Annotated in this window: 18 protein-coding genes; 5 read left to right on the top strand and 13 right to left on the bottom strand. The window is 63.6% G+C overall.

What is annotated here, in order from left to right; genetic code table 11:
• Positions 1 to 2: 2 nt before the first annotated feature.
• From ACR0BA_RS04910 to ACR0BA_RS04870, 9 genes are all read right to left on the bottom strand, one after another.
• Positions 3 to 875 (bottom strand): substrate-binding domain-containing protein, encoded by an 873-nt coding sequence (locus tag ACR0BA_RS04910; RefSeq protein ID WP_480726719.1) that lies wholly within the window; start codon positions 873 to 875, stop codon positions 3 to 5.
• Between the two features lie 139 nt (positions 876 to 1,014).
• The gene (locus tag ACR0BA_RS04905; protein ID WP_480726718.1) at positions 1,015 to 2,277 is read right to left on the bottom strand and encodes a c-type cytochrome; all 1,263 of its coding nucleotides are present in this window, start codon (positions 2,275 to 2,277) and stop codon (positions 1,015 to 1,017) included.
• On the bottom strand, positions 2,278 to 3,486 hold the full coding sequence (locus ACR0BA_RS04900; protein ID WP_480726716.1) for a formate dehydrogenase subunit gamma: 1,209 nt from the start codon (positions 3,484 to 3,486) through the stop codon (positions 2,278 to 2,280). It lies immediately after the preceding gene.
• A 71-nt stretch (positions 3,487 to 3,557) separates the two neighbouring features.
• Positions 3,558 to 4,151 carry a formate dehydrogenase FDH3 subunit beta gene (fdh3B, locus tag ACR0BA_RS04895; protein ID WP_005983764.1) on the bottom strand — a complete coding sequence of 198 codons (594 nt, stop codon included), beginning with the start codon at positions 4,149 to 4,151 and terminating at the stop codon, positions 3,558 to 3,560.
• Between the two features lie 11 nt (positions 4,152 to 4,162).
• Positions 4,163 to 7,057 carry a formate dehydrogenase subunit alpha gene (locus ACR0BA_RS04890; RefSeq protein ID WP_170371225.1) on the bottom strand — a complete coding sequence of 965 codons (2,895 nt, stop codon included), beginning with the start codon at positions 7,055 to 7,057 and terminating at the stop codon, positions 4,163 to 4,165.
• Positions 7,058 to 7,186: 129 nt separating this feature from the next.
• Positions 7,187 to 7,375 carry a twin-arginine translocation signal domain-containing protein gene (locus ACR0BA_RS04885; RefSeq protein WP_005983760.1) on the bottom strand — a complete coding sequence of 63 codons (189 nt, stop codon included), beginning with the start codon at positions 7,373 to 7,375 and terminating at the stop codon, positions 7,187 to 7,189.
• Positions 7,376 to 7,436: 61 nt separating this feature from the next.
• Positions 7,437 to 8,048 carry a TorD/DmsD family molecular chaperone gene (locus ACR0BA_RS04880; RefSeq protein ID WP_170508648.1) on the bottom strand — a complete coding sequence of 204 codons (612 nt, stop codon included), beginning with the start codon at positions 8,046 to 8,048 and terminating at the stop codon, positions 7,437 to 7,439.
• A gap of 4 nt (positions 8,049 to 8,052) precedes the next feature.
• Complete coding sequence (locus ACR0BA_RS04875; RefSeq protein ID WP_480726715.1) at positions 8,053 to 8,622, bottom strand: DUF3306 domain-containing protein; 570 nt, start codon at positions 8,620 to 8,622, stop codon at positions 8,053 to 8,055.
• Positions 8,619 to 9,173: a DUF3305 domain-containing protein gene (locus ACR0BA_RS04870; RefSeq protein ID WP_480726714.1), complete on the bottom strand. Its 555-nt coding sequence runs from the start codon at positions 9,171 to 9,173 to the stop codon at positions 8,619 to 8,621. Before ACR0BA_RS04870 ends, ACR0BA_RS04875 begins: the two co-directional genes overlap by 4 nt.
• A 252-nt stretch (positions 9,174 to 9,425) precedes the next feature.
• Here ACR0BA_RS04870 and ACR0BA_RS04865 point away from each other — a divergent pair, with 252 nt between their 5' ends.
• Positions 9,426 to 11,381: a 4Fe-4S binding protein gene (locus ACR0BA_RS04865; RefSeq protein ID WP_480726712.1), complete on the top strand. Its 1,956-nt coding sequence runs from the start codon at positions 9,426 to 9,428 to the stop codon at positions 11,379 to 11,381.
• Here ACR0BA_RS04865 and ACR0BA_RS04860 read toward each other — a convergent pair.
• Positions 11,375 to 12,103 carry a c-type cytochrome gene (locus tag ACR0BA_RS04860; protein ID WP_480632952.1) on the bottom strand — a complete coding sequence of 243 codons (729 nt, stop codon included), beginning with the start codon at positions 12,101 to 12,103 and terminating at the stop codon, positions 11,375 to 11,377. The genes ACR0BA_RS04865 and ACR0BA_RS04860 overlap by 7 nt on opposite strands.
• 64 nt (positions 12,104 to 12,167) lie before the next feature.
• Between ACR0BA_RS04860 and ACR0BA_RS04855 the strand changes: the two genes are divergently transcribed.
• The 4 genes from ACR0BA_RS04855 to ACR0BA_RS04840 are packed head-to-tail and all read left to right on the top strand — an operon-like array spanning position 12,168 to position 14,594.
• A complete protein-coding gene (locus ACR0BA_RS04855; RefSeq protein WP_005983748.1) occupies positions 12,168 to 12,365 on the top strand; it encodes a DUF6494 family protein in 198 nt (65 codons plus the stop codon).
• Entirely contained in the window at positions 12,362 to 13,423 is a 1,062-nt protein-coding gene (locus tag ACR0BA_RS04850) for an Mrp/NBP35 family ATP-binding protein (protein WP_480726710.1), read from the top strand. The genes ACR0BA_RS04855 and ACR0BA_RS04850 overlap by 4 nt, the downstream gene beginning before the upstream one ends.
• Positions 13,420 to 14,118 carry a biotin/lipoate--protein ligase family protein gene (locus ACR0BA_RS04845; RefSeq protein ID WP_480726708.1) on the top strand — a complete coding sequence of 233 codons (699 nt, stop codon included), beginning with the start codon at positions 13,420 to 13,422 and terminating at the stop codon, positions 14,116 to 14,118. Before ACR0BA_RS04850 ends, ACR0BA_RS04845 begins: the two co-directional genes overlap by 4 nt.
• Complete coding sequence (locus ACR0BA_RS04840; protein WP_170437244.1) at positions 14,115 to 14,594, top strand: DUF6505 family protein; 480 nt, start codon at positions 14,115 to 14,117, stop codon at positions 14,592 to 14,594. The genes ACR0BA_RS04845 and ACR0BA_RS04840 overlap by 4 nt, the downstream gene beginning before the upstream one ends.
• Here ACR0BA_RS04840 and ACR0BA_RS04835 read toward each other — a convergent pair whose 3' ends face one another.
• The 3 genes from ACR0BA_RS04835 to ACR0BA_RS04825 form a co-directional block, all read right to left on the bottom strand.
• Entirely contained in the window at positions 14,595 to 15,095 is a 501-nt protein-coding gene (locus ACR0BA_RS04835) for a flavin reductase family protein (protein ID WP_480726706.1), read from the bottom strand.
• Positions 15,096 to 15,181: 86 nt separating this feature from the next.
• Positions 15,182 to 16,594 (bottom strand): 3'-5' exonuclease, encoded by a 1,413-nt coding sequence (locus ACR0BA_RS04830; RefSeq protein WP_170339592.1) that lies wholly within the window; start codon positions 16,592 to 16,594, stop codon positions 15,182 to 15,184.
• Positions 16,595 to 16,596: 2 nt separating this feature from the next.
• Positions 16,597 to 17,115, bottom strand: a complete 519-nt coding sequence (locus ACR0BA_RS04825) for a hypothetical protein (RefSeq protein WP_480726704.1) — start codon at positions 17,113 to 17,115, stop codon at positions 16,597 to 16,599.
• Positions 17,116 to 17,128: the final 13 nt, after the last annotated feature.

Here is a 17,128-nt window from a genome sequence, read left to right as displayed (position 1 = left end):
GGTCAGTCACTTGCGCCGTTGTGATGGATCTGTCCCAAGCCGGACAGATCGTATCCGCCCAATTCATCTGCGCGACGCTTGAATTTGTCCGTTCCCACAAAAGTCAGCAGTTTCTGCATCGGCGGATCGAAACAGGACCGCCGCCAGATGGCGAGGTCGAGACGTTCGGAATGGGTCGGAATGAAGCCCAACCCGTAGAGGCGCGCCAAGGCTCCGATGCCAAATCCAGCCTCGGCCTTCCGGTCATGCAGAGCGATTGCCAGTTCCTCTTCGGTGCGGGCGCAAGTCGGCAGGGCGTCAAGATCGGCGCGGCTCAGACCGCAGCTTCGCAACTGGGCATCGAACAAGTGCTGACTGGCGGCGCTGTCCTGGCGCAGCACGACACGGCGGCCTTTCAGATCACCAAAATCGGAAATACCCTGAACCCCGGGAGCCAGCAACAGGCCGCGCTGGCGGCTTGCGACCTCGTACAGAACCACGGGCGCCTCTCCCAGCGCATCGCGGACGGAATTGACGTTGAACCCGCCCGGTTCATGGATGTGCAGTACCGCGGCTTGTGCGTCACGTCGCGCAAGGCGGTTCAGCCCGTCGAATGAGCCGTCGTAATAGGTGGCCAACCCCGAGCCGCTTTCGCGGAGTGCCCAATCCAAAAGGGGGTCATGGCTGCCAGCCACGATGTCGGGCAGGGGCGGTTTGACCGTGTCCGGCCCGGTACGCGACGCATTGAGCCAGGCCAGTACCTCGGCCCGGGGAAAGAGAAGTTTGCCCATCGCTTTCACGCAGGGCACTTCGCCCGAAGACGCCAGATCATAGGCCTTGCGTTCGCCAATGCGCAGCAGGTCCGCCAACTCTCGTGTGGTCAGGAATTCGGACATTCAGTCTAGTCGCACCGAGGAGCCGGTCTGTGTCTCGGCCGCTGAGTGTCCGAGTTGCTGCAATACCATCGGTGCGGCGGCAGTAATGACGACCATTGCGGCGGCAGCTGCAAGAAAGGCTTTCATCTTATCCTCCGGCTTAGTCTGCGGGCGCTGTCGCGCTGCGCAGAAATTCAATCAGGTCGGTGCGGTCCTGCGCCTGCGCGATCCGCTGCATCGGCATCTTCGACCCCGGAATGTAGTGGTCCGGTCCCTGATCGAAAAGAGCGTTTATCGTCTGTTCGTTCCAAATGATATCAGACCCTTGCAGCGTTTCCGAGTAGATGTAGCCAGGCAGTGTCCCGGCCTGACGCCCGAATACGCCATGCAGGGTCGGTCCGGCCCGGCGCTGATCGTCCGGCGTCAGGCTGTGGCAGATCGAGCATTTCCGGGCGAACTGCCGTTCTCCGTTTTGCATTTCTTCGGGGTCCTTCAGGAAACTCGGCTCTTGGCTGGCCATCCGTTCCTGTGACCCCAGCGCGGCCACCGGCCAGCTGTACATGGCCTGATCCAGCCCGCCTGCGTGCAGGTTCTCTCCATCGGGGGAAAAGGCCAGTGCCCAGACCGGGCCGCGTAGCGTTGCCCGGAAATCCTGCGCAATCCGCCAGTTCTGCGTGTCGATGACCATGATGTAGCCCTCACCATCGCCCACCGCCAGCAGTGACCGATCCGGGCTGAGGGCGAGCGCAAGGATCGGGCGGCGGTCCAACGTGAAATCACGCTCGGCCCCGGTGGTCAGGTCCAGAATGCGGGTTACGCCATCGACCGCGCCATATGCGATCCAACCGTCTTGCGCGTTCAGGACCAGTTCGTTGATGCCGAAACCATGCTCGACCAGTCGCGCGGTTTCGGCCCCGGTCGTCACGTCCCAGACCCGCAAGCTGCCGTCGACCCCGGCGGAGTACAGCGACCGTCCGTCCGGCGCGAAGGCCACCGCGTTGACGCCGCTGCCCGTCGGGCCCAGCAGCTTGGCCGCACCGCCTTGGGTTGGCCACAGGCCGATGGTCCCATCCCAACTGGCAGTCGCCACAAGGATCTTTGAGGCAGCAAGGCCGACGACCTTGCCCTTGTGCTGACCAACGACCTGTCCACCGGGCCAACGGCGCAGGGTAAAGTCGTCGCCGGCCGAATAGATCGCGGTGCCGTTGAACACCACCGCGTTCACGGCAGCTTCGTGACCTTCCAGCCAGTCCGGCTGCTGCCCGGACCACAGGCCCACGGAATTGTCGAAACTGGCGGTGGCAATGCGCCCGTCCGGGGCTGCGGCGATGTCCATGATCGGCCCACCATGGCCCTTGAGCGTGTAGAAATCCGCCGCCAGCGGCAGCGGCAGCAGGGCCAGCGCCAAAGCCAGCCCGCGCATCTATTCGGCAGGCGAGGCCGCGCCGTCGCTGGCCTCCTGTGCCTTTACCTCTTCCAGCCACAGCGAATGGTGCTCGCGCGCCCATTGCTCTTCGACCTCGCCGGTGCCCATGGCGTCAAACGCGCCCTCCATGCCGACCGAGCCGAGGTAGATATGGGCCAGAATGATGGCGATGAAGGCATAGGCGACCATGACGTGCCAGATCTGGGCATATTGCATCTCTTCCTGCGGAGACATCTGCGTGGGCAGGTCCAAGCCCATCAGTTGGGGCAACCCGGTCGCGTTGGCGATCGAAAACGTCTTGGCGAACATCGGAAGCTCGAATGGGAACAGCAGCGACAGACCCGACAGGCTGATCGAGACGCCAAGCAGAATGCACAGCCAGAAAATGATCTTTTGACCGGCGTTGAATTTCTTGGCCGGGGGGTGGCTGCCTTTGGTGAACAATCCGCCGCCCGCCGCCAACCATTTCAGGTCGGTCCGGTTGGGGATGTTGTGGGCGATCCAGTTCACGGTGATGATGACCAATCCCAGCATGAAGGCCCAGGCCAGATTGTTGTGCAGCCACTTGCAGCCTTGCGCGATGGTGGCGAACCCTTCCTTGCCGAACAGGGGGATCAGGAAATCCCGGCCGTAGAGCGTCAGCAGGCCGGTCAATCCAAGTATCAGGAACGAGCCGGCAAACAGCCAGTGCCCGAACCTTTCAAATCCTGAAAACCGGGTGACCGTGCGGCCCGTTTTCTCGCCGTCGATGCGAATGCGGCCGCGGATCAGGAAAAACAGCAGCAGAACGACCAGCATCCCGCCCAGAATATAGGTTCCGTATTCGCGCAGGGGACCGGTGCGGAAAGTCCACCACCACATGCCGCCGTCCTGGATCAACACGCCGGCAGCCGGCCCCTTGGTCGAAACGGTCACATCGGCTGAGCCATAGCGGATGGCGCGATACACATCACTGTCCGAAGCCACACCGCGCGTACCCAACTGACCCAGCAACCCTTCGGCATTGCCTTGCCCGGTATTCTCGGAGCGATAGCTGTTGTCGACCTTCTCACCGCGTTGCCGGGCCAGAATATCCTCGAGCGTCGTGGCGCCACCGGTCTGCGCGCGCGGGGCAGCAGCTGGTTCGTCTGTGCCGGTCGTGTCCTGTGCAAGCGCGCCCTGCGCGATCCCAAGTGTCAACGTCAAAGCCAGAAAAATGCGCAGCATCGGAACCTCGGTATCAATCCAAAATCGGGTGACCCACCGGGGCGGGTCACCCGTGTTGTCAGGCTGAGGTCTCAGCCGTCCTTCTGGTCGTAGGCCGTGCCCCAACCCCAGGCGCCCGAACCAAACCCGCGCGCCACGACGCGTTCGCGGTAGATGGCCGATACCACGTCACCGTCACCGGCGAGCAGGGCCTTGGTCGAACACATCTCGGCGCAGATGGGCAGTTTGCCCTCAGCGATCCGGTTGCGGCCGTATTTGGCGAACTCTGCGGTCGAGTGCGTTTCCTCGGGGCCGCCGGCGCAGAAGGTACATTTGTCCATCTTGCCGCGCGATCCGAAGTTGCCGGCCTGCGGGTATTGCGGCGCGCCGAACGGGCACGCATAGAAGCAATAGCCGCAGCCGATGCACAGGTCCTTGGAGTGCAGGACGACGCCTTCTTCGTTCTGATAGAAGCAGTCGACCGGGCAGACAGCCATGCAGGGCGCATCCGAACAATGCATGCAGGCGACCGAGATCGAGCGTTCACCCGGTTTGCCGTCATTGATCGTCACCACCCGGCGGCGGTTGATGCCCCACGGGACCTCGTGTTCGTTCTTGCACGCAGTCACGCAGGCGTTGCACTCGATGCAGCGTTCAGCGTCGCAGAGAAACTTTGCTCTAGCCATTGTCGTCCTCCTTACGCTGCCCAGATCTTGCAGAGAGTCGCTTTGGTCTCCTGCATCTGGGTCACTGAATCATAGCCATAGGTCTGGGCGGTGTTGGTGCTTTCACCCAGCACGTACGGGTCGGCGCCTTTCGGGTATTTCTCCCTCAGGTCCGCGCCCTGGAAATGGCCGCCAAAGTGGAAGGGCATGAAGGCCACGCCGGCACCGACCCTTTCGGTCAGCATCGCCATCACCTTGACCTTGCCACCCTCGGGACCTTCGACCCAGACCTGCGATCCGTCGCGAATGCCAAGGTTGTTGGCGTCACGCGGATTGATCTCGACGAACATGTCCTGCTGCAGCTCGGCCAGCCACGGGTTCGACCGTGTCTCGTCGCCGCCACCTTCATATTCGACCAGACGACCTGACGTCAGGATTATCGGGTAATCCTTTGAAAAGTCGTTCTTCTGGATCGAAGCATACAAGGTCGGAAGGCGATAGGCCTGACGGTCCTCGTAGGTGGGATAGTCGGCCACCAGGTCACGCCGCGGCGTGTACAGCGGCTCGCGGTGCAGCGGGATCGGATCCGGGAAGGTCCAGACCACGGTGCGGGCCTTGGCGTTGCCGAAGGGCGCACAGCCATGCTTGATGGCCACCCGCTGGATGCCGCCCGACAGGTCGGTCTTCCAGTTGGTCTTGGGCCCGGCCACTGCGTCGATGGCCGCGCGTTCTTCGGCCGTCAGGTCGCCATCCCAGCCCAGATCCATCAGCATCTGCATCGTGAACTCGGGGTATCCGTCCTGGATTTCCGAGCCGACGCTGTAGACCCCTTCGGCCAGCAGGTTCTGACCGTCACGCTCGACGCCGAAACGCGCGCGGAAGGTCAGGCCGCCCTCGGCCACCGGTTTGGACATGTCATAGAGGTTCGGCGTCCCCGGATGCCCCATCTCGGCGGTGCCCCAGCAGGGCCACGGCAGACCGTAGTATTCGCCGTCATTCGGACCGCCCACCGCCTGCAGCGTCGTTCTGTCGAACGTGTGCTGGTTGGCCATATGGCTTTTGATCCGCTCTGGCGACTGACCGGTATAGCCGATCGTCCACAGCCCCGCGTTGAACTCGCGCGTGATGCTTTCGACATTCGGGGTTTCGGGGTCCTCCATCTCGATATTGCGGAAGAACCGATCCGCCCAGCCGAACTTGTTGGCGAACTTGGCCATGATGACCTCGTCCGGCAGGCTTTCGAACAGCGGATCGACCACCTTGTCGCGCCACTGAAGCGAGCGGTTCGACGCCGTGACCGAGCCACGCGTTTCGAACTGCGTACAGGCCGGCAGTAGATAGACGCCATCGGTCCGGTCATGCAGGACCGCGGAAACGGTGGGATATGGGTCGATCACGACCAGCATGTCCAGCTTTTCCATCGCCGTCTTCATTTCGACCATCCGGGTCTGCGAGTTGGGCGCGTGGCCCCACAGAACCATGGCGCGGACGTTGTTGGGCTGATCCATGTTCTCGGGATCTTCCAGAACACCGTCGATCCAGCGCGAAACCGGGATGCCCCGTTCGTTCTGCAGCGACTTGTCCTTGCCGTCCTTGTCCTTGACCATTGCGAACTGGCCAGCCAGCCACTCCGGTTCCTCGCCCCAGACGCGGGCCCAGTGACCCCATGCGCCTGCGGACAGGCCGTAATAGCCGGGCAGGGTGTGGGATAGAACGCCCAGATCGGTGGCGCCCTGCACGTTGTCATGGCCGCGGAAGATGTTCGTACCGCCGCCCGAGGTGCCCATGTTGCCCAACGCCAGCTGCAGCACGCAATAGGCGCGCGTGTTGTTGTTGCCGTTGGTGTGCTGGGTGCCGCCCATGCACCAGATCACGGTGCCGGGACGGTTGTTGGCCAGCGTCCGCGCCACGCGCTTGAGCTGCGATCCCGGCACGCCGGTAACGCGCTCGGTTTCTTCGGGTGTCCAGTTTGCGACTTCTTCGCGGATCTGGTCCATGCCCCAGACACGGGTGCGGATGAACTCTTTGTCTTCCCAGCTGTTGTCGAAAATGTGCCACAGGATGCCCCAGATCAGCGCCACGTCGGTGCCGGGGCGGAAGCGGACATATTCGTCGGCATGGGCCGCGGTGCGCGTAAAGCGCGGATCGCAGACGATCAGCGGGGCGTTGTTCTGCTCTTTCGCGCGCAGAACATGCAGCAGCGAGACGGGGTGCGCCTCGGCCGGGTTGCCGCCGATGATGAAGATCGCCTTGGAATTGTGGATGTCGTTGTAGCTGTTGGTCATGGCGCCGTAGCCCCATGTATTCGCAACACCCGCAACGGTGGTCGAGTGGCAGATCCGCGCCTGGTGGTCCACGTTGTTGGTGCCCCAGTAGGCCGCGAACTTGCGGAACAGATAGGCCTGTTCGTTGTTGTGCTTGGCCGAACCCAGCCAATAGACGCTGTCAGGCCCGCTTTCCTCGCGGATGCTCATCATGCCGTCGCCGATCTCGTCGATCGCCTGTTCCCAGCTGATGCGCTTCCACTCGCCACCCTCTTTCTTCATCGGGTATTTCAGGCGGCGTTCGCCATGGGCGTGTTCACGGACAGCGGCCCCCTTGGCACAGTGAGCGCCCAGGTTGAACGGGCTGTCCCAACCGGGTTCCTGCCCGATCCAGACGCCGTTCTGCACTTCGGCAACCACGGTACAGCCGACCGAGCAATGCGTGCAGACGGATTTGATGTTCTCGACAGCCGTGTTGGCTGCGGTCTGGGCGCTGGCGGGCGACACGGTTCCACCCGTGGCGCTGATCGCGGCCAGGCCGCCGATCGTCAGGCCCGAGCCACGCAGGAACGCGCGGCGATCGACGCTCTTTTCGCCGATTTGGGACAGGATACTTGTCCGCTGGGGGCGTCTCGCAACCCCGTTGGTCTTTTTCCTAAGCATTTCCTTCCTCCCTTGCTGGCCATGTTGATCATGGCTGGCTTGGTGTTTCGAAATCGACGTCAGGGCCAATCGCAACCGTCAGCCGAGTGTGACCACGTCCGGACTTGCGCCGGGCGTCGCCGGGGCGGCCTAGAAGCGCGCGCTGTCGAAATAGGCGCGGGTATGCGCCGTGTCCTGAATGCGGGTCTCGTCCGAGGGTTGCTCGGCCGCTTCCGCCTCGGTTCCCAGGCTGGCCGCTGCAACGGCTGCCGGGGCCGCGGTGCCCGCCAGTTTCAGGAAGTCGCGGCGGCTGGCGCCGGTCTCCTTGGTCTTGCTCATGGGATCCTCCTTTCCCATTTGCGGTTCAGCGCCCGCCGGGGCGCCAGCGAATGACGGCCGCCTAATGCGTCGTCATGCGGAAGGCCTCGCGTTCGATCTCCATGAAAACCCGGCCAGCGGTGCCGACCGAGGCATAGAGAACCGAATGCTCGGCTGCTTCCAGGTCCGAGAAAAAGTGCTCGGCCCAGGGGCCGATATGCTTGTTCCAGAACGTCTTTTGATCTTCCAACGCGGCCGGGCCGCCGAAACGGCCGACGATCATGCCGCCCATCATCTCCATCAACGAGGCGATGTTGTCTTCGGGTTCGAACACGTTTGCCGCTCGGGTGATACCCCGCGCCGCCATGTCGTTGCGCAGCTGCGCCAGCGGTTTCTCGTTCAGGAACCCGGTCAGGTAGAAGCTGGCATAGGGCAGCAGCTCTCCGCGCCCAAGTCCGATGAACAATGCGTTGAACTCGCGCTCGGCCGCTTCGGGCTTGGTCACTTTGGCCACGCGGGCCATGGCCTGAATGGCCTGGCCCAGATCTGTCTCGTCCCCCGACAACGCCGCGATCTGGTTCAGCAGGGTCTGGTCGGGCGGTGTGGCCAGAAGCAGGCCCAGAAAGTTGTAGAAATCCGCGCGCAGACGGTCCTCGGGGGAAATCTCGAACGTCTGCGGGTCGCGAATGTTCATCGTGTCATCCTTCGAATTCAAATTTCATGCGCCGCGGGGCCGGGGGGCGTTCGTCCTCATCCGGTTGGATGGCGTCTGCCACTTCGACAAGGGGCGCGGGCTCGGCTTCAGGCTCGGGCGTTTCGGTTTCCGGCTCGGCTTCGGCCTCGACCGGGTGTTCCTCGGCTTCCTTCTGCTCGGCCAACGCCTCGATATGGCGCAACATGCCTTTGCCCACCTGATAAGCCGTCTGCAGGTTTTCGATCACGCAGGCGGCGTCGGTGTAGTCCTCGCCGTAATCGACCAGCCCGTCCACATTCGCCAGCACAGGGTTCAACCGCCACAAGCGCCGCAAGGCGCGACGGCGCAGACGGTCCGGCACGGCCTTGGCCATGAAGCCCGAAACATCGTCGCCCGCCTGCAGAAGGTCAGGGTCGGGCAGGTCAAGCTCGGCCAAGATCTCGGCGTCGGTCTTTTCTTCCAGTTCGGCCTGCCGCGCGGCGATCTCCTGCGCGGTCAGGGCCTCTTGTTCGGAATACGCTTCGGCCTGCACGGCGGCCTTGCGGCGAGACCAGAAATCCTGACGAGCGCTCATTGCACGGCCCTCCGCGGGGCGCGGTAGACATCCGAGGCCTGCCGGATGCGCGCATCGCCCTTGCCGTCTTCCATAAGATCCACCCGTTTCTTGTCGCGGCGGCGTTTGACGAACACCTCATCGTGGTGATGGGCCAGAGTGAAATCGCGCACCCAGGCAATCAGGCCTTCGGTCATCGGGATCTTTTCCACGATCTCTTCACCGGTATCGGCATAGTCCTGCCCTTCATAAGGTGACGCTGTGATCAGAAACGCGTTCAGCGGGCGATCACCTTCGGCATCGTCACGCAGGACAAGATACAGCGATGGCTGGCTGTCCGAGAGATTGGCCATATAGGCCTCGGTTTCATCGGACCAGAGTTTCAAGGGCAGGGTGGCGGCGTGGTATTCGACCGCATCGCCCTCGCGCCGCAGTTCGACCCAGTCAGCCGGCGGGGCGCCAGGCAGCACCGCGACCGCGCGCCAATTCCACCGGGCCCAGCGTGTGACCCCCGGTGTCTTGCGCACGACGACGCCAACCGGCATTTCGATCTGTTTTGCGGCCTCGGCCACTTTGATCCTCCCCGGAAAAGCTCTCCCCTGCTTTCCCTTAGGTTCACTATGGTACACAAATGGGCCACGTGCCAAGTCCGCAGCGGCCTGAAATGGTCGTGATCTGGAAAAAAATCGTCGCAAATGGGTCGCGGCGACGATCAGCCGACTTTGGCGGGCGACACAGAGTTTCTGACCAGAACCGGCCGCCACACGTTGCATGGGCGGCTTTTGGGTCTAAGGTTAGGGGCAAGGGAAAGATGCGGGGGGAACATGGTCACCAAATTGGTCTTGTGCGATTGCGCCGGAAGTCAGGCCTTGGACGGGCAGGGGATCTCGGACGCCTGCGGTGCTGAATGCAGCAGGGTCCACACGGCGCTGTGCACCTCCGAACTGACCGCTGCGGCCAAGCTGATGCAGTCGGATGACCAGATCGTCATCGCCTGCGGTCAAGAAGCCCAAGTGTTTCAAGAACTGGCCGAGGAACTGGGCGTGGATCACCCCGGCTTTGTCGATCTGCGCGACCGGGCCGGCTGGTCCGAGCAAGGGCGGTCGGCGATGCCCAAGATGGCGGCGCTGGCGGCCGAGGCTCTGTTGCAACAGCCGATCACGCCCAGCGTGGATGTCATCAGCGAAGGCACCGCCTGCATCATCGGGCCGGGTGAGGTTGCGTTTGACCTTGCACAGCGACTGTCGGACACGATGGCGGTGACGGTGGTCGTCACCGATGAGGCGCAGCCTGACAGCCGGGCCTATGACGTGGTGCGCGCGCGGGTCCGGTCGGTCTCGGGGGCGCTGGGCGGGTTCAACCTGCGGTTAGATGCGTTGCAGCAGATTGATCCGGCAGGGCGCGGTGCGTTTGCCTGGACCCCGCCGCGCGACGGTGCGGCGTCGGCCTGCGATGTGCTGATCGACCTGGCGGGGGGTACGCCCTTCGTGACGGCCCCCGACAAGCGCGAAGGTTACCTGCGCGCCGATCCGCGCGATGCGGTGGCGGTTGCCCGGTTGGCCTTTGACGCGGCGCAGCTGGTCGGGACCTTCGAAAAGCCGCTGTATGTCCGGCTCGAAGAGACCCTGTGCGCCCATTCGCGGGCCGGCCAGGTGGGCTGTTCCAACTGTCTGGATATCTGCCCCACCGGGGCCATAACCCCGGCCGGAGACCACGTGGCCATAGACCCGATGGTCTGCGCGGGCTGCGGTGAATGCTCGGCCCTGTGCCCCTCGACCGCGATCAGCTACGAGGATCCGCCGGTGGCGGCCCTGCTGGCGCGGATGCAGACCTTGGCGGCGACCTACCGTCGGGCCGGAGGGAGCGCCCCGCGCCTGTTGGTACATGATGCCCACGGGGCCGAGATGATCCGGCTGGCCGCGCGGTTCGGGCGCGGGCTGCCCGCCGATGTGATTCCGCTGGAGCTGGGTGTGGTGTCCGGCTTTGGACATGCCGAGATGCTGGCTGCCTTGGCTCATGGCTTTGCCCGGGTCGACATCCTGCTGGCCCCGACGACCGAGCGGGATGCGTTGGACCGCGAACTGCCGCTGGCGCTGGCCATCGCCGGAGCGGACGTCGTCGGAGTGATCGACGAATCCGATCCCGATGCGCTGGCCGATCTGCTCTATGCGCAGGACGTGCCGCAGCCTCTGGCCCAACCGGTGCTGCCGCTGGGCAACCGGCGCCAGATCACGCGGTTGGCGGCGCAGGCGCTGCGCCCCGATGCGTCTCAGCCGCTGCCCCTGCCGGAACACGCGCCCTATGGCGCGGTGGCGGTGGACACCGAAGCCTGCACCCTTTGCCTGAGTTGCGTGTCGCTGTGCCCGTCAGGCGCATTGATCGACAACCCCGACATGCCTCAGCTGAACTTTCAGCAGGATGCCTGCCTGCAATGCGGGCTGTGCAAGACTATCTGTCCCGAAAGCGCGATCATCCTGGTGCCCGAACTGGACCTGAGCGACCGTGCGCTGTCGCCGCGTGTTCTGAACGAGGAAGCGCCCTTTGCCTGCATTGAATGCGGTGCTCTGTTCGGGGTGAAATCGACGGTCGAGCGGATCATGGAGAAGCTGGCCGGCAGCCACCCGATGTTCGCCTCGTCCGAGCAGGCGAAGATGATCCAGATGTGTGACGATTGCCGTGTGCAGGCGCAGTTCCACAGCGAGGACAACCCGTTTACCTCAAAGCCCAAGCCCAAGGTCGTTACCACAGATGACTACTTCAGCAAGCGCAAGGATCACTGAAACTTGAGCGGCGCCCCCAGGTCGGCCGCGCGGATGACCGAGACATAGGCCAGAATGGCCTCAAGTTCGTCTTGCGTCAGCATCAGCGGGTGAATGGGCGGGGGGCGTTCGGGGTTGAAGGGCGCAGTGATCCCTTCGATCTGGGTAAAGGACGGGTGCGGATTCAGGGCAAAGAATGCCTGGAACCGGTTCGACCAGTCCGGCATCGCGCGCAGCACCGCGAAGGACGGCGTGGAGCCCAACCCGTTCATCCGGTTCTGAGGGCCGATCACATGACAGCGCCCGCAATGGGTCAGCGACAGCTTTTCACCCAGCAAGGCGTCGCCTTCGATGGTATCCGACTCGGGCGCAGCGACCGTTTCGAAACTGGCCGAGAACGGGCCGCCCTCGGTCGGTGCAAAACTTTCGACGGTGCGTTTGCCCACGTCGGACAACAGCCAATCCTGAAAGCGGGCCTGCCGCGGGTCGTCCTGGATGCGCAGGTGATAGATGTCGCCGCCGCGCTGAAACACCGGCTGTCCCGGTGGCCCGACCGCCAGAACCATCGCGCCCCCTTCATCCGCGACAACGCGGATTCCGGTCTTGAGCGAGAAGCGCGGAAGAATATGTTTCAAAAGACCCGAGCGTGCGACATCCTCCGGCGCGGCCAGACCAATCTCCTCCTGCGACCAAGAGGGGCTGGCGAAGAGCGTCAGGCTCAGGCACAAAAGAACAAAGCGCATGGCCCAGCCTAACGGTGACAGGGCGAATGCGTCAAATGAACGAACAAGACGGAGACACACGGCGATGAGCGGCGATTACAACATGTCGATGCGCAAATTCCTCAAACAGGTTGGCGTGACCAGCCAGCAGGCCATCGAAGACGCGCTGCGCAAGGCGGGCGATCCGGCGGGCAAAAGCTTTGAGGCCAAGATGGTCCTGACGATCGACGGTCTGGATGTCGAACACGTGGTGACCGGCCAGATCAAGGACGGCGACGCATGAGCATCCGCGACGCGGTTCTGGCGAACCTGAAGAAGATCACCGACCCGGTTTCGGGACAGGACATCGTCAGCGCGGGCGTGGTCCGCGCGCTGAATGTCGAGGGCGACACCGTGCGCTTCGTTCTCGAGATCGACCCCAAGAATGCCGAGAAGATGGAACCGGTGCGCGCCACGGCCGAAAAGGCGGCGCAGATGGTCGACGGGGTGGCCAAGGTCTCGGCCCTGCTGACCGCGCATTCCGACAAGGCGCCGCCGGATTTGAAACCCAAGCCCAAGCCCTCGCAGACCGGGCCGCAGGCGGTGCCCGGGGTTGACCGGATCATCGCCGTGGCCTCGGGCAAGGGCGGGGTCGGAAAGTCGACCGTTTCGGCCAACCTGGCCTGTGCGCTGGCGGCCGAAGGGCGGCGTGTCGGTCTGCTGGATGCCGATGTGTACGGACCTTCGCAGCCGCGCATGCTGGGCGTGTCCGGACGGCCGGCGAGCCCCGATGGCAAAACCATCCTGCCGCTGCGCAACCACGGCGTCACCATGATGTCGATGGGGTTGATGACCAACGAAGGTCAGGCGGTGGTCTGGCGTGGCCCGATGCTGATGGGCGCGCTGCAGCAGATGATGAGCCAGGTGCAGTGGGGCGCGCTGGACGTTCTGATCGTCGACCTGCCGCCCGGCACCGGTGACGTGCAGCTGACGCTGAGCCAGAAGTTCAAGGTGGACGGGGCCATCGTCGTCTCGACCCCGCAGGACGTGGCCCTGATCGACGCGCGCAAGGGCATCGACATGTTCCGCCAGTTGAAAACACCGATCGTCGGCATGATCGAGAACATGTCCACGCATATCTGCTCGAACTGCGGGCACGAGGAACATGTGTTCGGTCATGGAGGCGTCGCCGCCGAAGCCGCCGAACTGGGTGTGCCGTTGCTAGGGGAAATCCCTCTGCATCTGGATATCCGCGTGGCCGCCGATGGCGGGTCACCGATCGTGGTTAGCAAACCCGACAGCCCGCAGGCCGAGGCCTTCCGCAAGATCGCCCGCGACCTGATCGCCGCGGGCAAGGCATGACGCAGCCGGTCTTTCCCCCATTGCTGTCCGGGCACCCGGTGCAGGGTGGGGAAGACCCTTTTGACCATGCACAGGCAATGGCGGCGCTGGGCTGCGATGCGGGCAGCGTCGTCTACAACATCCAGGCGGATCGCCTGCGCGCGGCCATCGTCTATGCGCCCGAGGTGCCCTTGCAGGACGCCATGGCCATGCTGCCGCTGTGCGCCGTCGGGTTCCAGAACGCGCTGGGCGCGCTGGCTCCGCCCGAGGTGGCGGTTCATCTGGGGTGGGACGGGCCGATTTTTGTCAACGGGGCCCGCTGTGGCCGGTTTCGTGTGGCCGCGTCGACCTCGGATCCGGAAACCTATCCCGACTGGCTGGTCGTCGGCTGGGAACTGGCCTTGCTGCAAACCGGGGACGAGCCCGGCAAGTCGCCCGATGTGACGGCCCTGTATGACGAAGGCTGCGCGGAAGTGTCCCCGGTGCAGCTGGTCGAAAGCTGGTCGCGTCACATGCTGACCTGGCTGAACCGCTGGTCCGAGGATGGCAACGCGCCGTTGCACGGGGAATGGATGGGCTTGCTGCAGGGCGTCGGAGAGCCCTATGGTGATCGCGGCGTGTTTCTCGGGGCCGATGAGCGGTTCGGCATGCTGTTGCGGAACGGTGCGGATACGCAGCTTGTTCCCTTGACCCGTCTGTTGGAGGACGCCCATTGAACCTGGCCCGTGCCATTCATTTCGACGAAAGCGACCTGAACGTCTTCCACTCGCCCGCCCGAACGGGCGAGTGGTGTATCTCGGGCGGGTTCGAGTTTTCGAACTGGGGCGAGGCAGACCTGGCCGGCAAGGCGCGTCAAGCCTTTGCCAATGGGTGGCTGGGGCTCGAGACCTTCGGGCGCGTGACCTTCGTGGCGGTGACGCAGATCGAGCCGGCCGAGATGGAGCGGCTGGCCACCAACCTGGCTGAGCATTTCGTGCGCCTATACGGCGCGCCCTCGGTCGAGGCGGCGCTGGACGTGGCCCGGGCCGAGCTGGCCCATATGTCCGAGATGTGTGACGATCATGCCCCCAACACCCTGCTGACCGTTGCCCGCAGCCTGACCGAGTCCGGCGTTCACGAGGCGTTTCGCGTGATCACGCCGCAAGAGGCCGAGTTGGAGGCCTTTGCCGTGCACGGGTCATTGGACGAGTAATTACAAAAGGTCGGCAAAACCGCCGAACTGTCCGCGCTTGAAGATCAAGCCTTTGCCGGTGCGGTACATGACCTGTTCGACCTCTCCCACGAGAATCAGATGATCCCCGGCCTCGTGGCGGGCAGACAATGTGCAGTCAAATCGGGCCAGACACTGGCTCAGCTGCGGCCGACCTTTGTGATCCGGGGACCAGTCTGCATGCGAGAAATCGAGGCCATTGCGGGCAAAACGAAGGGCCAGATCCTGCTGATCCTCGGCCACGACATGGATCGAGTAATGTTGCGCTGCTTGAAAGGCCCCGTAACGGTTCGACTCTTTTGCCAGACACCACAGGACCAATGGTGGATCCAGCGACACTGATGCAAACGAGTTGACGGTGATGGCTGAGGGACCGTCCGGGGTGCTGGTCGTGACGACCGTCACACCAGTGCCAAAGCACCCGAGAGCCTCGCGGAAGGCCATGCTTTGATCGAGTCCGGGTTTGAATGTTCTTTCGGTCATCGCGCGCTCGTTTGGTGGCCGGGCACGGGGTGCCATGCCGCAGCAGAATTGTCCACGAAAAGCTGTATCGCGATCAATAGGCTGATTCAGTTCAGGTCTTCCAGCAGCCGACCGTGCTTGCGGGTTTCTGCGATCACGTCGCCGAATGTCTGCATACCGCGCGCAGCCAGCATCGGCAGCATGCGCACCAATGCTTCAGCCGTCGCAACCGCATCCCCCAAGGCCGTATGGCGGAGCGTCTCGGGAATTTCCACGCCCAGTCTTTCGCACAAAGCGTCGAGCGTATGGGTTTCGCTGGCTCCGAAAAGGACCGCCGACAGCAGAACCGTGTCCAGGATGGGGTGATCCCACGTCACTTCCATGCGCTTGGCATGACGGCGCAGAAACGCCATGTCGAATGGTGCGTTATGCGCCACGATCACGGCATCACGGGCGAAGTGGTGGAACATGCGCCCGGCTTGCGCGATATCGGGCGCGTCCTGCACCATACGGTCACTGACCTTGTGAACCTTGGTCGAAGCGGGTGGGATCGGAATGCCCGGATTGACCAGCGTGTCCAGCCGCTCGCCCTCGACGATGCGCCCCTTGACGACACGGACGGCACCGATCTGCACGATCTCGTCCTTGTGCGGCAGCAAACCGGTGGTTTCGGTGTCGAAGACCACAAAGCACAGTTGCGATAGCGGGCGGTTTTCGAACGCCTCGTCGCCTGGGGTGTCCAGAAGATCGAAATCATAGACCAGAGGGCGCGCGGCCTCTGGCGGAATGCGGGCGACGCTGTCTTCGAAGATCAGCATATAGCCCGGCGCATCGCCCAGCGGTTTCATGCGTGCCGTGTAGGTTTGGCGCCCGTCCACGCTGGCGAGGGTGCAATAGACATCCATGCCGGTTTTCCCCAGCTTCTCATAAGCGTCCAGCAGAGGTTTGCGTTCGAGATAGTCGAACAGCGAGGCGTTCAAGCGGGGATGGGCGATCTGCGCCAGAACCTCGGCGGCCTGCGCGTCGTACAGAACGATCTGGTGGTTTGGCCCCGCCAGCAGCATCGCGACCGGGATCTCGGACAGAAGCGCGGTCAGACGTTCCTTCTCTGACGCGAGATGCGCGGTTTCGGCGGCAACGGCCTCAGCGGTCGACAAGGCGGTGCTGGCAAGCCGTTCGGCCAGGCTGGCGGCGGCGGGGGCCAGATCACCCAAATAGCGTGCCGCCTGCAGGTCGAGATCGGTATCCACCCCCGCATGTGCACGTGCGCGCAGCTGCGCCGACAGGCGTTCGATCGGTTTGGCCACGTTGTCGTCGAACAGCAACCAGACACCGACAACCAGCCCAAGCAAGCCAAACGAGATCAGCAGGCCGCTGAACACGAAGGCGCTGGTCATGTCCGCGGGATCGGCCCGGCGCAGGCCAAGCCAAAGGGCGATCAGGGTGATGGCGATGCCTCCCGCGGCAAGCAAGCAGAAGAACAGAAAAATTCTCAGGCGCAGGCTCAGGCGGGTCAGCATGGTCAGGCCTCACAAGTGGCTGAGACCACCGGATCATCCTGGCCAACCGGCACCCAATCGGCACCGACCAGACGCCCATCATCCGAGAACTCGGCCCCATCGGCCAGACTTGCCCGGCTGTGCTCGGCGCAGTTCACAGCGATCGGCATCTTGGATACCGGCGCCCAGCGGCCAAAGAAGTACAGGTCGATCAGGCGCTGATCCGGCACCTGCGCATTGGTCCGCAACGAAGCCGTATCGACGGCCGCGAACCGGTCGACATAGGGAACGGCATAGGTCCAGGGGCGATAGAGCGCGCGGCTTTCGACCTCTTGCACGACGGTCAGGCCCTCGGGCAGGGCATCCCGGGTGCGGTCGTACCAGGAATACTCGCTGATGATCGTGACCGCGATCATGCCCAAACCGGCCGCAACCGGAGCCGACCATTTCGGCAGGCGGCCACCGGTCAGCCGGTTCAGCCCCATCACGAGGCCCGCGATGGCAAAACCAGCAAAGATCGTGCCGATCAGCTCAAGAAACATCTTCCTCCTCCGT

The organism is Ruegeria sp. CI5 (genome assembly GCF_056536885.1).
The sequence above is the reverse complement of the archived record's forward strand: the minus strand, read 5'-3'. Positions and strand labels throughout refer to the sequence as shown.